The organism is Microbacterium sp. ZKA21 (assembly GCF_050434165.1).
Classification (GTDB): Bacteria; Actinomycetota; Actinomycetes; order Actinomycetales; family Microbacteriaceae; genus Microbacterium.
In genome coordinates this window covers 202,863-222,175 of sequence record NZ_JBNPVV010000002.1, presented here as the reverse complement: position 1 = coordinate 222,175, position 19,313 = coordinate 202,863, and the positions used below count along the sequence as shown (strand labels likewise).

Here is a 19,313-nt window from a genome sequence, read left to right as displayed (position 1 = left end):
GTCACGCATCCCCCATCGTGATGTCGAAGCCGCGGAATCGCGCCAGGGCCTCACCGCTACCGTATCGGCCGGCCGCGAACAGCGAGACCCCAGCCCCGACCCACTGCCCCTCGGTCGCCTGGAACTGCGGGTCGACGTCGAACCGCGCGTCGCCGTCTGCCAGACTCACGCGCACGCGCGCCTCGGCGTCCGTCTCCAGCGCGACGGTCGCGCGGGCTGCGATGAGCGGCACGCGCAGGATCACGCGCTCCTCCTGATCGTCGCGTTCCCGGACCGCGACGACGGCCTCCGGCCCCTGCTCGCCGATCCGGATTCCCGCCCAGACGTACGAGTACCCGAGCACGGCGATGCCGGCGCGGTCGCCCGCCCGCGCGGAGACCAGTTCGACGTCGACGCGCGCCGTGGACGGCTGACCGGGCAGGGCCTGCGACAGCACCCGCGGAAGCGTGCGGACGTTGCCGCCGTCGGCGCTGCCGCGCAGCGTGAGCGCATCGTCGCACCAGGCGCCATGGTCACGGCCGACCACGGCATCCGGATCCGGGTCGGACTCCCACTGCCAGTCGGCGCTCGGGATGCCGCCGGCGAAGTCGTCCGGTCGGGCGAGCGTGCGGATGCCCTGGGGCGCGCCGCGCAGGGACGGATGCTGCAGCACCGGCTGCGCCGGCCCACCCGCGACCGCCTGGCCCATGACCGGCCAGCCGTCGTCCTGCCACGCCATGGGCTGCAGGTGCAGCACCCGGCCGTATACGCCGCGGTCCTGGAAGTGCAGGAACCAGTGGCCACCATCGCCGTCATCGACCCATGCCCCCTGATGCGGACCGTTGACCGGGGTGTCGCCCTGTGCCAGCACGACGCGATGCTCGTAGGGACCGTAGGGGTTGTCTGCCCGGAACACGGCCTGGAAGCCGGTGGCGACTCCGCCGGCCGGAGCGAAGATCCAGTAGTCGCCGTCGTGCTGATAGAACTTCGGCCCCTCGAGGGTTCGGAAGCCGTCCAGCCGGTCGCCGTCGATGACGTCGGCCGCGACACCGCGGGTCTCGGTGAGCTGCTCGTCCACTTCCACCACGGTCAGCACGTTCTTGCGCCCCGAGCGCGAGCGGGCCCAGCCGTGCACGAGGTAGGTGCGGCCGTCCTCGTCCCACAGCGGGCACGGGTCGATGAGACCGAGCCCTGCGAGCAATAGCCGCGGTGGCGACCAGGGCCCTGCCGGGTCTTCCGCGGTGACGACGAAGATCCCCTGATCGGGGTCGGGGTACACGACGAAGAACGTCCCGTCGTGGTGCCGGATCGACGGCGCCCACACTCCGGCGCCGTGTCGGGGCAGCGCGAACCAGGCCGCCGGTTCGTTGCGTTCGAGCGCGTAGCCGATGCGGGTCCAGGTGACGAGATCGTCGGATTCGAAGATCGGCAGTCCCGGGGCGCGGTGGAAGCTCGATGCCACGAGATAGAAGCGGTCTCCGACGCGGATGGCGTCCGGATCCGGCACATCGGCATCGATGATCGGGTTGCGATACCAGCTCGCGTCTTCGACGAGTTCCATCTCCCTCACGGTAGTCGAGAAACCGGTTCCTGTCCAAGCGGATCGCCCACGGCATCCGAAATTTAGTTAGACTACCTAAGTAATGACTGCCTCGGACGAATCTCTGCACGACACCGCCACCGACCTGCGCCTGGCCACCTTTCGCCTGGCCCGGCGCCTGCGCCGCGAACGCGCGGACGACCACATCAGCGACGCCCACTTCGCGGTGCTCGCCTGCCTGAAGATGAACGGGCCCCTCTCGGTCGGCGCCCTCGCTCAGCGCGAGCGGGTCACCGCGCCGACCATGTCGACGACCGTGGCCGCCCTCGTCGAGGACGGCTACGTCACCCGCGTGCAGGACGAAGAGGATCGCCGCCGGGTCCAGGTGGAGATCACGGATGCCGGAACGGATGTCGTCACGGCGACGGTGCGCAAGCGCGACGCCGCGCTGTCCGGTGCGCTCGCCGAACTCGACTTCAGCGAATCGGAGCTGCAGACGCTGCGCGAAGCCAGCGCCCTGATGCGGAAGGTGGCCGAACGATGACGGCGATGTTCCGCTCGTTCTCGAACGTCAACTACCGGGTCTGGTTCCTCGGCGCCCTCGTGTCGAACATCGGCGGGTGGATGCAGGCCACCGCGCAGGACTGGGTGGTGCTGACCGAGCTCACCGACAACGACGCGACCGCCATGGGCGTGACCATGGCCCTGCAGTTCGGGCCTCCCCTCGTACTGGTCAGCCTGACCGGATGGGTCGCCGACCGCTTCGATCGCCGCAGGGTCCTTCTCGTGACGCAGACGACGCTGCTGCTGCTCGCGCTCGGGGTCGCGGCACTCCTGCTCACCGGCGTCATGACCCTCCCCCTGATGTTCCTGTTCGCCCTCGCGTTCGGCGTCACCAACGCGTTCGACGCACCGGCGCGGCAGGCGTTCGTCTCCGACATGGTCAGCCTGGAGGACACCTCCAACGCCGTGGCGCTGAACTCGGCATCCTTCAACATGGCCCGCCTGATCGGGCCGGCCGTCGGCGGAATCCTGATCGTCGCGATCGGGTCGGGCTGGGTGTTCGTCGCCAATGCCGTCACCTTCCTCGCCATGCTGATCGCGCTGCTGCTGATCCGCCGCGACCAGTTGGTGCCGCGCACGAAGGGCGGTCGCAGCGGCGGCCTCGCCGCTGGCTTCCGCTATGTCATGGGGCGCAGCGACCTCAAGGTCGTGTTCGTGATGGTGTTCCTCATCGGGGCCTTCGGCATGAACTTCCCGATCTTCGCCTCCACGATGGCCCTCGAGTTCGGCCGGGGCGCCGACGGGTACGGCCTGCTGAGCTCGGTGCTCGCGATCGGCTCTCTCGCGGGCGCCCTGCTCGCCGCGCGGCGCGACCGCGCGAGAGTGCGCGTGCTCGTGATCGCCGCCGGCGGGTTCGGCGCGGCATCCATCGTCTCGGCCATGATGACCGGCTACTGGGCGTATGCGTTCGTGCTGATGTTCGTCGGCTTCTCGACCGTGACGATGCTCACCACTGCGAACGGCTACGTGCAGACGACGACGGACGCGGCCCTGCGCGGTCGCGTCCTGGCGCTCTACATGGCGGTCGTCATGGGCTCGACGCCGATCGGCGCTCCGATCGCCGGCTGGATCGTCGACACCTTCTCGGCGCGCACGGCCATCGTCGTCGGCGGCGCGGCCGGTCTCCTCGCCTGCGCGATCGGCGTGACCTGGATGCTGTGGTCCGGCCGGCTCCACCGCCGTGAGGACGCCCGCTTCCTGCTCACCCTCGACGAGACGCGGCCGATCTCCGTGATGCGCGCGATGGAGCCGACCGCCTTCGACGAGCGCACGGCGGCGACGACCCCGATCCGGATGGAGCGCAAGGACGCGGAGCAGTAGCCGCGAGAAACCATCCGGCGCGCGAGAAACGCCTGCACGCACGGTTTCTCGTGCGCGGAGTGGTTTCTCGCCATTCCGAGTTCTTACGATTCCATGACCGCAGCACCGTGCGCACCGCGGTGCTCGTAGCCTGAGGACTGTGACCGATCCCGCCCCGCACGGCAGACCGATGGCCGCGCTAGCGGGCATCGCGTCGGCCATGGTCGGCGCGGGCGTCGGCGAGCTCACCGCGGGGTTCGTCGCGGCGTCGTCCAGCCCGTTCGCCGTCGTGGGCGGCGCGCTCATCGACGCGGCGCCCGCGTGGGCGAAGGACACCGCGATCGCCTGGTTCGGCACGGCCGACAAAGCCGCGCTGCTGGTGGGCATCGGCGTCGTGCTCATCGCGGCCGCCGCTCTCGCGGGCCTCTGCGAGGCCCGATGGCGACGCAGCGGCGTGATCGCCTTCGTCGTGATCGGCGCCGGGGCAGCGGGACTCGCGCTCACCCGCCCGGATGCCGGGATGCTCGCGTGGCTTCCCGCCCTGGCGGCCGGCGCCGGGGGCGGGTGGGCCCTGCACCTGCTCGTGGGCATCCTGCCCTGGCGTCCGGCTCCGGATGCCGCGGCGCACGCCGATCTCCCCACTCGACGGCGCTTCCTCGCCTGGGCCGGAGGCGCGGCCGTGCTCGGGGTCGCCCTCGCCGTCGCCGGGTCCGTCGCCCGAGCCGGGACCGCCGTCGTCGCGAGCGTGCGCGACGCCCTCAGCCTGCCGCACCCGGCGACGCCGGCGCCGAGTCCGCCCGCCGGTGCCGCGCTCGACGTCCCCGGCCTCGCGCCGCTCATCACGCCGAACAGCGACTTCTACCGCATCGACACCGCGCTCGTGGTGCCGACGGTCGACCCGGCATCGTGGCGCCTTCGGATCCACGGGATGGTCGAGGAGGAGGTCGAGCTCACCTGGGACGAACTGCTCGCACTGCCCCTGATCGAGACGACCGTCACGCTGTCGTGCGTGTCGAACGAGGTCGGGGGCGACCTGATCGGCAATGCGGTGTGGCTGGGGTATCCGATCCGCGAACTGCTCGCCAGGGCGCGGCCGGCCGACGACGCCGACATGGTGCTGTCGACTTCAGCCGACGGATTCACCGCGGGAACACCTCTCGAGGCGCTCACGGATGACCGCGACGCGCTGCTCGCGATCGGCATGAACGGCGAGCCGCTGCCGCTCGCGCACGGCTTCCCCGTGCGCATGGTCGTCCCAGGGCTGTACGGCTACGTCTCGGCGACCAAGTGGGTCGCGGATCTCGAGGTCACGCGATTCGACCGGGCGCGCGCCTACTGGACCGACCGCGGTTGGTCCGAACGGGGTCCCATCAAACTGCAGTCCCGCATCGACGTCCCCCGCGCGGGCCGCGGCATCGACGCCGGCGACGCCGTGATCGCGGGCGTCGCGTGGCAACCGCACGCTGGCATCTCCGGAGTCGAGGTGCAGATCGACGACGGCGACTGGCAGCGCGCCGAGCTCGCCACGGCGATCTCCGATGACACGTGGGTGCAGTGGCGGATGCCGTGGCGCGCCGCATCCGGCGATCATCGCATCCGGTGCCGGGCGATCGGCGGCGACGGGGAGACCCAGACCGAGGTATCCGCACCACCCGCACCGGACGGCGCGACGGGGTGGCACGAGATCGCCGTGAGGGTTTCGTGAGGATCGCGTTCACAGTATTCACGAATCCGTGAAATCGGCGTACCGTCGCCTCTCATGAACACCATCATCCGCACGCACGGTCTGACCAAGACCTACGGACGCGTGCATGCCCTCGACGGTCTGGATCTCGAGGTCGGCGCCGGTGACGTGCACGGCTTCCTCGGGCCGAACGGCGCAGGCAAGTCCACGACCATCCGCATCCTGCTGGGGCTGGCCCGCAGATCGGAGGGCGAGGTCACGGTCTTCGACGAGGACCCGTGGCAGGCGGCATCCCGCCTGCACCGCCGGATCGCCTACGTGCCCGGAGATGTGAGCGTGTGGCCGAATCTGTCCGGCGGCGAAGCGATCGATCTGCTCGCCCGGCTGCGCGGTGCGCGCACCAGGGACCCCGCCTATCGTGCCGAGAAGACGCGCCTCATGGAGGCGTTCCAGTTCGACCCGCAGAAGAAGGGCCGCTCGTACTCGAAGGGCAACCGGCAGAAGGTCGCCCTCATCGCCGCGCTCGCGGTGCCCGCCGACCTCTACATCCTGGATGAGCCGACCAGCGGTCTCGACCCGCTGATGGAGGTCATGTTCCGTCGCGAGATCGTGCGGGTGCGGGATGCCGGGGCGACCGTCCTGCTGTCGAGCCACATCATGAGCGAGGTCGAGCAGCTCTGCGACCGTCTCTCGATCATCCGGGCAGGACGCATCGTCGAAACCGGGACGCTGGCGGAGCTCAGGCACCTGACGCGCACCGAGATCTCCTTCGATGCGGCAGCCGACGACGCCCTGGCCGGGATCGCCGACGCGCACGACGGCGCCGTCGCCGAAGGACGCGCACGGTTCACGGTCGACAGCGACCGCGTCTCTGGGGTGCTCCCCGAACTCGCCCGCCGCGGCGTCGAGGGTCTGCGGATCGAACCGCCCTCCCTCGAGGAGCTGTTCCTGCGGCACTACGGCGACGACCTCGATGCGCTCGAGAACGGCGCCGCGAGGCCGGAGGCGCTGACGCGTCGCGCTCGGAAGGAACAGGGGGCACGGCCGTGATCGGCATCCTGCTGCGGCAGCGCCTGCGCCGCGACCGGGTGCAGCTGCTGCTGTGGATCGCGGGTACGGCCGCCATGGCGGGGGCCGCGGTCAGCGGCGTCACGCAGTCCTACGGCGATCTCGAAGCGCGCACGGCCGTCCTCGCCACCGTCATGGCCAATCCGGTGATCCTGATGTTCCGAGGCCTCCCCTCCGGGGCCGGCGAGGAGCAGGTCGCCCTGTTCCTCATCCTCCCGTTCCTGGCCATGCTCGCGGCCTTCATGAGCGCCTTCCTCGCGGTGCGGCACACGCGAGCCGAAGAGGAGCAGGGCCGCGCCGAGCTCATCGCCGCCACGCCTGCCGGCCGGGTCGCGCCGCTCGCGGCGACCATCCTGCACGGCGCGCTGGCGAACATCCTCCTCGGCCTGCTCGTGGGGCTGGTCTACGTCGCATCCGGGTACCCGGCGGCGGGTTCGTGGGTGGCGGGTCTTGCTGCGGCATCCGTCGGGCTGTGCTTCCTCGGCGTGGGCCTGCTCGCCGCCCAGCTCATGCGCACCTCGCGCGGCGCGAACTCGCTGGCCGTGTGGATTCTCGTCGCCACCTACGTGATGGCGGGACTGGGCAACGCCCTGGGCACTCCGAGCGACGACCTGACCCGGATGGAGAGCAGCTGGCTGGCGTGGCTGTCGCCCTTCGGATGGGCGGAGAACACGCGCCCCTTCGCCGACGACGCGATATGGCCCGCACTGCTGGCCATCGGGACCGGTGCCGTCTTCGTGGGCATCGCGTTCGCTGTGCAGGCCGTCCGCGACCTCGGTGAAGGCGTCGTGCCGCAGCGGCGCGGGCGCACGTGGGCCGGCAGGTCGCTCGGTTCCCCGATCGGGCTGGTCTGGACGCTCACCCGCGGTTCGATCGTGGGATGGGCGATCGGCGGACTGCTCACGGGTCTGCTGGCCACCAGCCTGGCCTCGGTCGTGAACGAACTCGGCACGCGGATCGAGGCCGTGCAGACGCTCTTCGAAGCCCTGTCGCAGACCGGAGGACTCGAAGCCGGGATGGTCGTGATCTTCTACATCATCGTCGGAGTCCTGGCGTCCTGCGCGGCCGTGCAGACCGTCTGCCGCGCGCGGCAGGAGGAAGCGCACGGGACCGGCGAGCCGGTTCTGGCGTCGGCCGTCGATCGGGTGCGGTGGCTCGGCGGATATCTCGTCATCGCCCTCATCGCCGTGCTGCTCACCGTCGCGGCGGCGATCGCCGGATCGATGCTGGGCGCCGCAGGCGGCGACTGGTCACTGGTCGAGGATGCCGTCGTCGCCGGGGTCGGACAGGCCGTCGCCGCCTGCGTATTCCTCGCCGTCACCGCGCTGGTGTTCGTGCTCGCACCTCGGGCGACCATCGTCGTCGGATGGATGCTGGTGCTGATCGCCGTGCTCATCGGGCTGTTCGGGCCGCTGTTCTCGATGCCGGAGTGGCTCACGAGCCTTTCCCCGTTCGCGCAGACGCCGACGCTCGATGCCGGCGCCGTCGATGTCAAGGGCGGATGGTGGCTGGTCACCACTGCTGCGGTCGGCGCCGCGGCATCCCTCGCCCTGATGCGCCGCCGCGAACTGCACCCCTCCGGCTGACCGATGGGAGGATGAGCGCATGACGAGCCAGAGCAGCGCGGCGCACGTCGGCATCGACGCCGCCGAAGGAGCCGCCGCCGTGCTCACCGCCGTCGGGTTCCCTCGCATGCCGGCCAGGGTCATGATGGCGTTGATCGCGGCACCGGCCGGCGGTTACACGGCCGGAGAACTCGGCGAGCGCCTCGGGGTGAGTCCGGCGGCGGTGTCCGGCGCCGTCCGATACCTGCAGACCGTGCACATGATCCGACGGATCTCGCGGCCGGACCAGCGTCTGGTCCGATACGAGATCGTCTCGGATGCCTGGTACGAGGTCATGGCAGGCAATTCGCCCGTGTACGAGCGCCTCGCGGCGCACATCGACGAGATCGGTGCCGCGCACGGGGATGACGCTGTCGCGAGGGAGCGCACCGAGGAGATGTCGGAGTTCTTCCGGTTCATGTCCCGGCGGATGCCGCAGCTCATCGACGAGTGGGAGACCGAACGCGCCGAGCGACGACTGCCATGAGGTGCGATCTCACTCCTTCACGCTGCCCGCCGCGAGGCCGGTCTGCCAGTAGCGCTGCAGGAACAGGAACGCCACGACCAGGGGCAGGATCGAGACGAACGATCCGGTGATGACGGTCGAGAACACCGCCTGCGAGCCTCCGCCTGCGGATGCGGCTGCCTGGATCTGCGCGAGGCCGACCGTGATCGGATACAACTCCGAGGTGTTCAGCATGATCAGCGGCAGGAAGTAGTTGTTCCAGGTGCCCACCAGCGAGAAGAGGAACACGGTCACGAGGCCGGGACCCATCAACCGCAACCCGATCTGCCAGAACGTGCGGAATTCCCCGGACCCGTCGACGCGAGCGGCCTCGACGAGGCTGTCAGGGATCGCATCAGCCGCATACACGCGCATGAGATAGACGCCGAAGGGGCTCACGAGCGACGGCACGATGATGGCCCACGGCGTATTCGTCAGGTTCGCCGCCGAGAACAGCAGATAGGTCGGCAGCGCCAGAGCGGTCAACGGGATCATGACGGCCCCCAGCGTGATGCTGAACAGCGCCTTCCCCCCACGGAACTCGTACTTCGCGAACGCGTAGCCGGCCATCGCCGACAGCAGCGTCGCTCCGATGGCGGCGACGACGGCATAGAGGATCGTGTTCAGGATCCACCTCAGGAAGATGCCGTCGCGCATCGCGAAGAGCTGGACCAGGTTGTCCCCCAATGAGAAGTCACCGCCGAACCACAGACCGAACGTCGTGAACAGCGCGGCGTTGTCCTTCGTGGACGAGACCATCAGCCACCACAGCGGAAGGACGAAGTACAGCACGCACAGCCAGAGGAGCACGGTCAGAAGCAGGCTGCGCCGCTTCTGCGCCACATACGGACGGGGGCGGCGAGCGCGCCCGCGCCGGACGGCGGAACCAGGGGCGACGACGGCGCGGGTGTCGAGATCGGTCATGAGAGCCTCCGCTCGCGCCGCTCGCGGCGCTGTTCGCTGAGCTGGACGATGTACGACACCACGGCGATCACGATCCCCAGCAGGAAGGCGATGGCGGCGGCGTAGTTCAGCTCCTGGTTGATGAACGCGAGGTTGTACGCGTAGTAGTTCGGGGTGAACGAGTTCGAGATCGCATCGGGGGCGATCGTGTTGAGCAGGCTCGGCTCGTTGAACAGCTGGAACGAGCCGATGATGCTGAAGATGATCGTCAGCATGATCGCCGGCCGGATGGCGGGGATCTTGATGCTCCAGGCGACGCGGAACTGGCCGGCTCCGTCGATCTCGGCTGCTTCGTAGAGCTCGGCGGGGATCGACCGCAGCGCCGCGTACATGATGATCATGTTGTAGCCGATGAACTCCCAGGTGACGATGTTCATCATCGATCCGAGAATCGACCCCGGCGACAGGAAGTCCGGCGTCCCGAGCCCGACTGCACGCGCCACCTGGGCGATCGGCCCGAAGTCCGGCCCGTACAGGTATCCCCACATCAGGGTCGCGACGACGGCCGGGACGGCGTACGGCATGAAGATCAGGAGCCGGATGCTGCGCGATCCCCTCGCCCTGCCGCTGTCCAGCGCGAGGGCGAAGAAGAGCGCGAGGCCGAGCATGATCGGCACCTGCACCACGAGGAACAGGGCGACGCGCCCCAGGCTGGCCAGGAAGTCGGGATCCATCAGGGCGCGGACGTAGTTGGCGAGCCCGGCGAACTGCTCGCCGCCGATGAGCTTGCTCTCGAACAGGCTCAGATAGCCCGAGTAGATGAGCGGGACGACGAGCATCGCCGTGAAGACAATGAAGAACGGAAGGATGAACAGATAGGCGGCGCGCTGCTGCTTGCGCTTGATCGTGCCGGTTCGACGTCTCTGCGTCATCGGCAGCGGGGACTGCGACATGGCGGATCCTCTCGGAAAGATGTCGGCGGGGCGCTGATCAGCGCCCCGCCCTGATTCACTCGACCGTGAAGCCCTGGTCCTCGGCGTATCCGACGAGATCGTCCTGCCACGCGTCGAGCGCTTCGGCGATGTCGCCCTTCGCGGCGATCACGGTGCCGACGTTCTCCTCGTACGAGGCGTAGGCGTAGTCCATGAACGGCAGCCACTGGAAGTCCGTGTCGACGGTCTCGGAGATCTCCGCGAACAGCTTGTTCACCTGCTGCCCCCCGTAGAACTCCGACTCCATGTCGGCGAACTCCGGGTCCTCCAGCACCGAGAGCTGCGGCGGGTAGAGGAACTGCTGGGTCGCGAACTGCAGCGCGGACTCCTCATCGTGGTTGAGGAACATCGCCAGCTCGGCGGCGGCGATCGGGTTCTTGCTCGTCGCGAGGACGGCATCCGAGGATCCGCCCCAGTTGCCGGATGCCGAGGCGCCCGCCTCTGTCTGCGGAAGCGGCGCAGCGCGCCACAGCCCGGACGTGTTCTCGGCCGTGCCCTGCAGGAACACCGGCCCCCACGCCGCCGTGAGCCAGCCGGCGTACTTGCCGTTGGACAGGCCCTGGTACCACTCGTCGGTGAAGTCGACGTCGGTGGCGACGAGGTCCTTCTGGATGAGATCCGTCCAGTACGACGCGATCGCCTTCGCGCCGTCGCTGTTGACGTCGATCGAGACGGTCTCCTTCCCGTCGTAGCCGAACGGCTTCAGCCCGTCCTGCCAGAAGAAGCCGATCATCTGGCCGGCCTGCGTCGCGCCGAGATTGGAGATGTACGAACCGGTGGAATCCTTCACCGCCTGCGCCGCCGCGGCGTACTCGTCCCAGGTCTCCGGCGCCTCGGCGATCCCGGCCTGAGTCAGCAGATCCTCGCGGTACAGATTGCCCATCGGGCCGACATCCTGCGGGATCGACCAGACCTCGTCTCCGGGTGAGACCTGGTTCCATGCCCACCCGACGTAGTCGTCGGCGAGGTCGTCCGCGCCGTAGGGTGCGAGATCGAGGAGCGCCTCGGACAGGACGAACGACGGGATGTGCTGATATTCGATCTGAGCGACGTCCGGAGCGCCCTCCCCCGCCTCGAGCGCGCTGCGCAGCTTCTGATAGTGCGGCAGCCCCTGCCCGACGTTCTCGACTTTCACGTCGATCTCCGGGTACTTCTCCTCGAAGAGCGCGACCTCGTCTTCGATGTTCGGCACCCACGTCCAGAACGTCAGCTCGGTCGGAGTGCTCAGTGCTTCCTCGCGCTGCTCGTCCGTGACCGGACCGGTGCTCTGCTCCTGGCCGCCGGGTGTGCACCCGGCGAGGACGAGTGCGGTGAGGGCGGCGCCGGCGATGAGCGCGGCGCGACGCTGTGCTGTGTTTCTCATGTCCTTCTTCCTCTTCTTCGAGTGACGAGCGGATGCGCGTCAGCGGTCGATGAGGATCAGCGATCCCCAGGGTTCGATGGTCAGCTCGTCGCCGGCCCCGTGAACGCGGCCGTCCACGGCATCCACGACGTCTGCGGCGAGCGTGATCGGAGCGGCGCTCCAGCTCCAGTTGAAGACGAACCAGGCCCGGCGTCCGTCCGGCAGAGTGCCGGATCCGATCGTCACCGGCAGGGCCCGGTCGGCGGTGAGGCTGTCGGCGATCGCGCGCGGCACGGCCCAGCGGATGAGGTCCGCTGCGAGCTCCGTCGAAGGCACGGTGCCGACAGTGGTGACCCGTCCGTCGCCGTGCTGCTTCGTCACGATCGCGGGGAAGGAGCGGAACCACGGGTGGTCGTACTCGGCGATGATCTCGGCATCCTCATCGGCGATCAATCCGTCGGCCCAGAGCGTGGCCGAACCGGCTCCGTCACCCAGCCGGGTCGACTGGACAGGCACGGCACTCTGCAGGTTCGAGAACTCCTCGTAGCGGACGCCGGCCGCCGCTGCCAGGCGATCGGGAGCCTGGGCGACGCGGGCGCGTGCCTCCTCGTCGGCGTATCCGGTCCGGATGCCGATCACCAGATGCCCGCCCGCCGCGGCGTAGGCCGCAAGAAGGTCGAGCTCCTCGTCGGTCGCCACGTAGAAGGCCGGCGCGATGAGCGTGGGAAAACGCTCCGCGAGCGCCGCGGCACCGATCCCGAGCGCCTGCACCGGATGCAGGATGCGGGCCTGCGCTCCGGCGTCGACGACACCGCGGTGGAACGCATCGAAGACGCGCTGGTAGGCGGCGCGGTCCGGCCGGCCTGCGGCATCCGGGAACGGCGGGGTGAACTCGAGGGCGTACCGGCTGTCGTTCGACCAGAGGATCGCCACGTCGGCATCCGGTTCGTACCCGTCCAGACGGGTTCCGACCGTGCCGAGCGCCGCCCCCAGTTCGGCGACTTCGCGATAGATCCGACCGGGTTCGAGGCTGTGCGGAAGCACGCCGCCCCAGTAGGTCTCCGTGCCGTAGGGCAGGGTGTGCCAGTGCCAGTACTCGATCATCGCGGCCCCGCGGGAGATGAGCGCGAGGGCGGACTGCCGAAGCTGTCCAGGGTACGGCGGCAGGTTGAACTCCGGGCCGCCGATGGACTGCGCATCCGTCTCGGTGACGAGGAAGCGGGACTGCTTGGATGAAAACAGCCGATCCGCCTGCCGGAGCAGCCCGGACACGCCCGATGTCGTCCACGGCGTGACGGGTTCCCGCTCGCACGTCGCGTCGAGGTGGTCCTGCATGGCGTAGTAGGGATTGCCGGCGGTGACGTCGAGCGCGCGCACCAGCTTCTCGTCATCGACGGCCGGTCGCGGGTAGGCGATGCACGTCGTCACGAACTGCTCTGGACGCGCGTACTCGCGCACGATCTCGGCCTGCCAGGTGATGAATTCGGTCGTGAGGTCGGCCTGGTACCGCCGCCACGCGAGGTCGTATTGCGGAAGCGAGTTGCCGTCGGGGGTCCACAGCTCCGACCAGTCCGCGATGCGATGCGACCAGTAGGTGAGGCCCCATTCACGGTTGAGGGTCTCCACGTCGCCGTAGGCCGCAGCCAGCCGGCGCACGAAGCGGCGGAAGGTGCCGCGGTTGTGCGGCAGGAGCATCCCCGGCTCGTTGTCGACCTGGTAGCCGATCACAGCCGGATGCGCCGCGTATCGAGCGATGACCGCGCGGATGACGCGTTCGGCGTGGAACCGGAAGGCCGGGTGCGAGTAGTCGACCTCCTGTCGCGCGCCCCAGGGCATAGATGTTCCGGTTCTCACCTCGGCCGCGATCTCGGGGTATGCCTGCTGGAGCCACGGCGGCACCGCGTACGTCGGCGTCCCCAGGATCACGGAGATGCCCCTGGCGTGAGCTCCGTCCAGGACGGGCTGCAGCCAGTCCAGGTCGAACTCGCCGTCCCTGGGCTCCCACGTGGACCACACGGACTCGCCGACCCGGATGACGGTGAACCCGGCATCCTTCATCAGATCGAGATCGGTCTCGGTGCGCTCGTCCTGGTGGTACTCCGCGTAGTAGGCGGCTCCGAACAGGATGCCGGTGAGTTCACGCGCTTCTCGGGGGCGCTGGTGGTTCATCTGACGTACTCCGTTGTCATCGTGGCCGTGGATGTTGTCGACAACATCCGATGGGAGATACTATGTTGTCGACAACATACGTTTGTCAAGGCCCGGTTTCCTCACGATCTGGAAAAGTTCATGAGAGGCCTGACGACGGGAGCACGCATGACCGCCGGGAACCCCCCTGCCAAGCAATCGACGATCTACGACGTCGCGGCGGCCGCGGGGGTGTCCCATCAGACGGTCACGCGCTTCCTCCGCGGCTTCGCCGGGATCCGCCCCGAGACGCAGGCGCGCGTCGAGCGGGCGATCGCCGACCTGGGCTACCGGCCCAACCTCACCGCACGCAGCCTGAAGTCCGGGCGATCGCATCGCATCGGTGCGCTGACGCACGAACTCTCGCAGGTCGGCCCGAGCCGCATCGCCGAGGGGGCCGCTGCCGCCGCTCGCGAAGCCGGCTATGTCCTCGACCTCGTCTCCCTCGACATGCGCAACCCGCACGCGGTCGACGAGTCGCTCGCGCTGCTGACGCAGCAGGATCTCGCGGGAATCCTCGCCCTGGGCTCGACGGACGAGATGTCACAGGCCTTCGCCTCGACCACCTTCCGCGTGCCCACCTTCATCGATGTCGAATCCGATGACGCCCCCGACCAGCACCGCAACCGGCTGTCGACCGTCGGGGTGCCGGCCCTTGTGGATCACCTCGTCGCGCTGGGGCATCGCCGGATCGCACTGATCGCCGGCCCCGACAACTGGTCGGCGTCCCGAAACCGCACCAGGGCATTCCACGCGGCGTTGACCCGGCACGGTCTGGAAGCAGCCGCGGTCGTACAGGGCGACTGGTCTGCTCGATCCGGTTATGTCGCGATCATCGAAGAGCCGGGGATCGGCACAGCCACCGCCGTGGTGGCCGCCAACGACCAGACCGCGCTTGGGACCATGCTCGCGCTGAAAGAATCAGGCAAGCGAGTACCGGAGGATGTCAGCGTCGTGGGCATCGACGACATCCCGGAGGCGCAGTTCTACGACCCGCCTCTCACCACCGTCCACAATCCGTTCGAGCTGCAGGGCCGTGCTGCTCTGCATCGGCTCCTCGCTCTCATCGATCCCGCCCATGCGATCGATCTCGAGGTGCCGCTGCCCGAGCTCGTCGTCCGGCGCTCCTCCGGGCCCGTCTCCGCCTGAGTTTCTCCCCACGTCGGCGAGCGATCTCGCTACCGTGGAAGCATGAGCGGACCGGAGAACGCGCAGAACACGGATGCCGCGGCATCCGCATCCTCGACGGACGGCAGCGCGCAGGAGCGGCGACGGTCGCTGCCGCCGCTGCAGCGCTGGGTGTTCTGGCCTGCGGCCGTGATCATCCTCGCCTTCGTGTCGTTCACGCTCATCGCACCGCATCTCGCGGAGGAGATGTTCGGCGCCATCCAGAACACGATCGTCAACGCGTTCAACTGGTACTACGTGCTGATCGCCGCCCTGTTCGTCGCCTTCAGCCTGTTCCTGGGCTTCAGCCGTTTCGGCGACATCAAGCTCGGCCGGGACGACGACGAACCGGAGTTCTCGCTGATGAGCTGGTTCTCGCTGCTGTTCGCGGCCGGCATGGGCATCGGCCTGGTGTTCTACGGCGTGTCCGAGCCGCTCAGCCACTTCACGAGCCCTCGGCCCGGTGTGACGGGCACACCGGAGCAGCTCGCCCAGGCCGCACTCGGGCAGACCTACCTGCACTGGGGCGTGCATGCCTGGTCCATCTACGTCGTGATCGGACTGGCCCTGGCCTATGCGATCCACCGCCGACGCCGTCCGATCTCGATCCGCTGGACGCTCGAACCGCTGCTCGGCAAGCGCGTAGAGGGCGGCTGGGGGCATGCGATCGACGTCGTCGCGCTCGTCGGAACGCTGTTCGGCGTCGCCACCTCGCTCGGACTCGGAGTGATCCAGATCAGCGCCGGCCTCTCCTCCGCAGGCCTCGGCAAGCCGGACGAGCCGACCCAGGTCGTCATCATCCTCATCATCTCTGTCTTCGTGCTCGCTTCGGTGCTCTCCGGGGTCACGAAGGGCATGAAGTGGCTGTCCAACATCAACCTCATCATGGCCGGACTCCTGGTGCTGTACCTGCTCGTCATGGGCCAGACCGAGTTCCTGCTGCGCGAATTCGTGCAGTCGATCGGCTACTACGTCCAGAACTTCGTCGGCCTGTCGTTCAACGTCAGCGCCTTCCAGGGCGAGGCCGGCGAGCAGTGGCAGGCGCAGTGGACGTCGTTCTACTGGGGCTGGTGGATCTCGTGGGCCCCGTTCGTCGGCATCTTCATCGCCCGGATCTCGAAGGGACGCACGGTGCGGGAGTTCGTCGCCGGCGTCATCCTCGTGCCGACGCTGCTCGGCATCCTGTGGTTCGCGGTGATGGGCGGATCGGCGCTCGCCATCGAACTCCAGTCACCCGGAACCCTGACCAACGAGGACGGCACGGTCGATCTGCAGGGCGCACTGTTCGAACTGCTGCAGCACGTACCGGGGACGACGGTCGTCACCATCGGCGCGATCCTGCTCATCTCGATCTTCTTCGTGACATCGGCGGACTCCGGCGCGCTCGTGATGGGCATGATCGCCACCGGAGGCCAGCAGAACCCGAAGCGCTGGATCCGGGCGTTCTTCGTCGCGGTCACGGCGATCCTCGCGATCGCGCTGCTGCTGGCCGGTGGTCTGACGGCGCTGCAGACCGCGGCGATCACCATCGCCCTGCCGTTCAGCGTGGTGATGATCCTGATCTGCTGGGCGACGGCGATCGCGTTCATCCGCGAACGTCGCGCGTACACGCGGGCCGAACGCGCGCAGCTCATCGACAAGATCGGCGACTACTACGGGCTCGAGGTCGAATCGCGTGCCGAGCAGGGCATCCTCGGCGCGCAGCCGCGCTGGCTGCGTCAGCTGCAGCGCCGACTCGGGATGCCGGTCGCGCCGACGACTCCGATCCGCATCCCGCAGGAGCTGCTGGATGCCGAGAGCCGCGCGGATGCCGGACCCAACGTGCTCGACGTCGACGAGCTCGTGTCGGAGGACGAGCTCTCGTCGTACGACGACCAGGACATCCCCGAGCACGGCGAGGACGGGACATCGCCGGTGCGCTGAGCGACCGATTGTCAATGCCCTTCCACCACGGTCGGGCGGATCCGTACCGTCGACGCATGGACGAGTTCAGCAGACGCACACCCCACGCCGAGGAGCCGGCCGAAGGGCCTGACCTCGACGACGACTACCCCGTCGACCGCGAGCACGCGGCGGATGACGACCCCGATGCGGACGACGACGTCGACCAGCGCGATCGCGGTGCACCGCTGGGCGGAGACGAGACGACCGAGGAGCAGCTCACGGCCGACAACGCGGCCGAGGAGGACACGCTGCGCAGCCTCGACCCTGACGACAGCCCGGCCTGACGACAGCCCGGCCTGACGACCGCATCCCGCACGGGACGCGAATGGTCGCCTCCGGAAGCGAGAGGCGACCATATGCGACCTCTGCTGTGCCGCGTGCCGAGCGGCGTCAGCCCTCGAGGACGAGCCGCAGCTGCTCCAGAGCCCAGTCGATCTCCGTCGCGCGGATCACGAGCGGCGGAGCGATGCGGATCGTCTGCCCGTGTGTGTCCTTCACGAGCACGCCGCGGTCCATCAGCCTCTCGGCGATCTCCCGTCCCGTGCCCTTCGCGGGGTCGATGTCGACACCGGCCCAGAGGCCGGCGGCGCGCACGCCGGTGACACCGTGGCCGACGAGCTTGTCGAGCCCTTCGGCCAGGTGAGCGCCGAGGGCGCGCGAGCGCTCCTGCACCTCGCCGGTCTCCAGCATCTCGACGACGCGGAGCCCGACGGCGGCGGCCAGCGGATTTCCGCCGAACGTCGACCCGTGCTCGCCGGGGCGGATGACCCCGAGCACGTCCCGGTCGCCGACCACGGCGGACACCGGCAGGATGCCGCCGCCGAGCGCCTTGCCCAGCAGATAGAGATCGGGCACGACGCCCTCGCGGTCGCATGCGAAGGTCTCGCCGACCCGGCCGAGCCCGGCCTGGATCTCGTCGGCGATGAAGAGCACGTTGCGCTCGGTGCAGATCTCCCGGATGCGGCGGAGGTAGCCTTCCGGCGGGATGACGACGCCGGCCTCGCCCTGGATGGGCTCCACCAGGACCGCGGCGGTGTCCTCCGTGATGGCGGCGGCCACGGCATCCGCATCTCCGAACGGCACGATGTCGAAACCGGTCATGAACGGGCCGAACCCGCCACGGGCGGACTCGTCGTCGCTGAAGCTGACGATGGTCGTGGTGCGGCCGTGGAAGTTGCCGGCCGCGACGACGATGCGCGCGGCATCCGCGGGGATGCCCTTGACGCGGTATCCCCACGCCCGCGCGACCTTGATGCCGGTCTCGACGGCTTCTGCGCCGGTGTTCATGGGCAGTACGAGCTCCTTGCCGCACAACCGCGCGAGCGCTTCGGCGAACGGCTCGAGTCGGTCGTTCATGAAGGCCCGGCTGGTGAGCGTCACGCGGCCGAGCTGCTCGGTGACGGCCGCGACGAGCGCCGGATGACGGTGCCCGAAGTTCACCGCGGAGTACGCGGCGAGAAGGTCGAGGTAGCGCTTGCCCTCGACATCCGTCACCCAGGCGCCCTCGCCACGGGCGATCGTGACGGGCAGCGGGAGGTAGTTCTCCGCGACGTGCGGTTCGAGAGAGGTCACTTCGCTCCTCGCAGTTCGAGCGTGCAGCACTTGATGCCGCCGCCGCCGAGCAGCAGCTCGGACAGGTCGACCATGATCGGGTTGTATCCGCGCTCGCGCAGCTGCTTCTCGAAGCCGGTCGCGCGCGGCGAGATGATGACGTTGTACCCGTCACTCGCGGAGTTGAGGCCGAAGACGGCGCCGTCGGAATCCGAGACCAGGATCGCGTCGGGGAAGCGCTCCTCGAGGATCGCGCGGCCGGCGTCGTCGAATGCACCGGGCAGGTAGGCGATGTTGGCCCGCTCCGGGCCGCCGTCGGCCGCGCCCTGAACGGGGTCGAGCACGGCGATCGCGGTGTCGAGGTGGTAGAAGCGCGGATCGACGAGGTTCAGCGAGACGACCTCGCGGCCGAACACCTCACCGACCTCGCGGTGGCTGTCGCCGGTGGAGCGGAAGCCGGTGCCGGCGAGGATGACGTCGCCGACGAGCAGGAAGTCGCCTTCACCCTCGTTGACCTCTTTCGGCATGACCGTGTCGAAGCCGTTCGCGCGGAACCACTCGGCGAATGCGGGGGCCTCGCCCTGGCGTTCGACGAAGCGGAACTCCGGCACGTACGCGCGGCCGTCGATGAGGAAGCCGCCGTTGGCCGTGTAGACCATGTCGGGGTAACCGGCGAGCGGCTCGATGAGCTCGACCTCGTGGCCCAGCTCGAGATAGAGGTCGTGCAGCTGCTGCCACTGCGCGATCGCCTTGGCCGTGTCGGTGGGCTTCGCGGGCTCCATCCACGGGTTGATCGTGTAGCTGACCGTGAAGTGCTCAGGGCGGCACATCAGGTAGCGGCGGTGGTGCGCGGTGCGGGCAGGGACCTCGGCGGGTCCCTGAGCCGGGCGAAGGGCGGTCTCGGGCGTCGACATGGTGCTCCTCAGAAGAGATGCGGCGGACGCTGTCCAGGGGCCCGGCGGGCCTTCGACCCGGAGCTCAACA

The 19,313-nt window shown here is 69.0% G+C and carries 16 protein-coding genes; 9 read left to right on the top strand and 7 right to left on the bottom strand.

The annotated features are described in order from the left end of the window. Position 1: 1 nt before the first annotated feature. Positions 2-1,540 carry a family 43 glycosylhydrolase gene (locus tag M2317_RS05305; RefSeq protein WP_429458019.1) on the bottom strand — a complete coding sequence of 513 codons (1,539 nt, stop codon included), beginning with the start codon at positions 1,538-1,540 and terminating at the stop codon, positions 2-4. Between the two features lie 82 nt (positions 1,541-1,622). On the opposite strand from M2317_RS05305, the gene M2317_RS05300 reads away from it, so the two are divergent. The 6 genes from M2317_RS05300 (at position 1,623) to M2317_RS05275 (ending at position 8,225) form a co-directional block, all read left to right on the top strand. Then, positions 1,623-2,063 (top strand): MarR family winged helix-turn-helix transcriptional regulator, encoded by a 441-nt coding sequence (locus tag M2317_RS05300; protein WP_429458017.1) that lies wholly within the window; start codon positions 1,623-1,625, stop codon positions 2,061-2,063. A gap of 5 nt (positions 2,064-2,068) precedes the next feature. Beyond that, the gene (locus M2317_RS05295; protein ID WP_429458712.1) at positions 2,069-3,403 is read left to right on the top strand and encodes an MFS transporter; all 1,335 of its coding nucleotides are present in this window, start codon (positions 2,069-2,071) and stop codon (positions 3,401-3,403) included. 169 nt (positions 3,404-3,572) lie between these two features. Further along, complete coding sequence (locus M2317_RS05290; protein WP_429458710.1) at positions 3,573-5,087, top strand: molybdopterin-dependent oxidoreductase; 1,515 nt, start codon at positions 3,573-3,575, stop codon at positions 5,085-5,087. Positions 5,088-5,141: 54 nt separating this feature from the next. Continuing rightward, positions 5,142-6,116: an ABC transporter ATP-binding protein gene (locus M2317_RS05285; RefSeq protein WP_429458015.1), complete on the top strand. Its 975-nt coding sequence runs from the start codon at positions 5,142-5,144 to the stop codon at positions 6,114-6,116. Continuing rightward, positions 6,113-7,720 (top strand): ABC transporter permease, encoded by a 1,608-nt coding sequence (locus tag M2317_RS05280; protein WP_429458012.1) that lies wholly within the window; start codon positions 6,113-6,115, stop codon positions 7,718-7,720. The genes M2317_RS05285 and M2317_RS05280 overlap by 4 nt, the downstream gene beginning before the upstream one ends. Before the next feature lie 19 nt (positions 7,721-7,739). Next, complete coding sequence (locus tag M2317_RS05275; RefSeq protein ID WP_429458010.1) at positions 7,740-8,225, top strand: GbsR/MarR family transcriptional regulator; 486 nt, start codon at positions 7,740-7,742, stop codon at positions 8,223-8,225. Positions 8,226-8,234: 9 nt separating this feature from the next. Here the strand turns inward: M2317_RS05275 and M2317_RS05270 are convergent, their stop codons facing one another. From M2317_RS05270 to M2317_RS05255, 4 genes are read right to left on the bottom strand one after another with little or no spacing between them, the layout of a single operon-like run. Beyond that, positions 8,235-9,167 (bottom strand): carbohydrate ABC transporter permease, encoded by a 933-nt coding sequence (locus tag M2317_RS05270; RefSeq protein ID WP_429458007.1) that lies wholly within the window; start codon positions 9,165-9,167, stop codon positions 8,235-8,237. Then, positions 9,164-10,099, bottom strand: coding sequence for a carbohydrate ABC transporter permease (locus M2317_RS05265; RefSeq protein ID WP_429458005.1), 936 nt, complete (start codon positions 10,097-10,099; stop codon positions 9,164-9,166). The genes M2317_RS05270 and M2317_RS05265 overlap by 4 nt, the downstream gene beginning before the upstream one ends. 55 nt (positions 10,100-10,154) lie before the next feature. Then, on the bottom strand, positions 10,155-11,501 hold the full coding sequence (locus tag M2317_RS05260; protein ID WP_429458002.1) for an ABC transporter substrate-binding protein: 1,347 nt from the start codon (positions 11,499-11,501) through the stop codon (positions 10,155-10,157). A gap of 39 nt (positions 11,502-11,540) precedes the next feature. Next, a complete protein-coding gene (locus M2317_RS05255) occupies positions 11,541-13,649 on the bottom strand; it encodes a beta-galactosidase (RefSeq protein ID WP_429457999.1) in 2,109 nt (702 codons plus the stop codon). Here M2317_RS05255 and M2317_RS05250 point away from each other — a divergent pair. From M2317_RS05250 to M2317_RS05240, 3 genes are read left to right on the top strand one after another with little or no spacing between them, the layout of a single operon-like run. Further along, the gene (locus M2317_RS05250; RefSeq protein WP_429457996.1) at positions 13,641-14,816 is read left to right on the top strand and encodes a LacI family DNA-binding transcriptional regulator; all 1,176 of its coding nucleotides are present in this window, start codon (positions 13,641-13,643) and stop codon (positions 14,814-14,816) included. The genes M2317_RS05255 and M2317_RS05250 overlap by 9 nt on opposite strands. A 42-nt stretch (positions 14,817-14,858) precedes the next feature. After that, complete coding sequence (locus tag M2317_RS05245; RefSeq protein WP_429457995.1) at positions 14,859-16,757, top strand: BCCT family transporter; 1,899 nt, start codon at positions 14,859-14,861, stop codon at positions 16,755-16,757. Between the two features lie 56 nt (positions 16,758-16,813). Beyond that, positions 16,814-17,062 (top strand): hypothetical protein, encoded by a 249-nt coding sequence (locus M2317_RS05240; RefSeq protein ID WP_429457993.1) that lies wholly within the window; start codon positions 16,814-16,816, stop codon positions 17,060-17,062. 106 nt (positions 17,063-17,168) lie between these two features. On the opposite strand, the gene rocD is transcribed toward M2317_RS05240, so the two are convergent. Both rocD and ddaH read right to left on the bottom strand, forming a co-directional pair. Next, entirely contained in the window at positions 17,169-18,350 is a 1,182-nt protein-coding gene (rocD, locus tag M2317_RS05235; protein WP_429457991.1) for an ornithine--oxo-acid transaminase, read from the bottom strand. Next, the gene (gene ddaH / locus M2317_RS05230; RefSeq protein ID WP_429457988.1) at positions 18,347-19,243 is read right to left on the bottom strand and encodes a dimethylargininase; all 897 of its coding nucleotides are present in this window, start codon (positions 19,241-19,243) and stop codon (positions 18,347-18,349) included. Before ddaH ends, rocD begins: the two co-directional genes overlap by 4 nt. Positions 19,244-19,313: the final 70 nt, after the last annotated feature.

Coding starts and splice junctions, on each gene's coding strand:
- M2317_RS05245 (WP_429457995.1), top strand. CDS start 14,859: ATGAGCGGACCGGAGAACGCGCAGAACACGGATGCCGCGGCATCCGCA.
- M2317_RS05285 (WP_429458015.1), top strand. CDS start 5,142: ATGAACACCATCATCCGCACGCACGGTCTGACCAAGACCTACGGACGC.
- M2317_RS05290 (WP_429458710.1), top strand. CDS start 3,573: ATGGCCGCGCTAGCGGGCATCGCGTCGGCCATGGTCGGCGCGGGCGTC.
- M2317_RS05270 (WP_429458007.1), bottom strand. CDS start 9,167: ATGACCGATCTCGACACCCGCGCCGTCGTCGCCCCTGGTTCCGCCGTC.
- M2317_RS05295 (WP_429458712.1), top strand. CDS start 2,069: ATGTTCCGCTCGTTCTCGAACGTCAACTACCGGGTCTGGTTCCTCGGC.
- M2317_RS05300 (WP_429458017.1), top strand. CDS start 1,623: ATGACTGCCTCGGACGAATCTCTGCACGACACCGCCACCGACCTGCGC.
- M2317_RS05260 (WP_429458002.1), bottom strand. CDS start 11,501: ATGAGAAACACAGCACAGCGTCGCGCCGCGCTCATCGCCGGCGCCGCC.
- M2317_RS05275 (WP_429458010.1), top strand. CDS start 7,740: ATGACGAGCCAGAGCAGCGCGGCGCACGTCGGCATCGACGCCGCCGAA.
- M2317_RS05305 (WP_429458019.1), bottom strand. CDS start 1,540: ATGGAACTCGTCGAAGACGCGAGCTGGTATCGCAACCCGATCATCGAT.
- M2317_RS05255 (WP_429457999.1), bottom strand. CDS start 13,649: ATGAACCACCAGCGCCCCCGAGAAGCGCGTGAACTCACCGGCATCCTG.
- M2317_RS05265 (WP_429458005.1), bottom strand. CDS start 10,099: ATGTCGCAGTCCCCGCTGCCGATGACGCAGAGACGTCGAACCGGCACG.
- ddaH (WP_429457988.1), bottom strand. CDS start 19,243: ATGTCGACGCCCGAGACCGCCCTTCGCCCGGCTCAGGGACCCGCCGAG.
- M2317_RS05240 (WP_429457993.1), top strand. CDS start 16,814: ATGGACGAGTTCAGCAGACGCACACCCCACGCCGAGGAGCCGGCCGAA.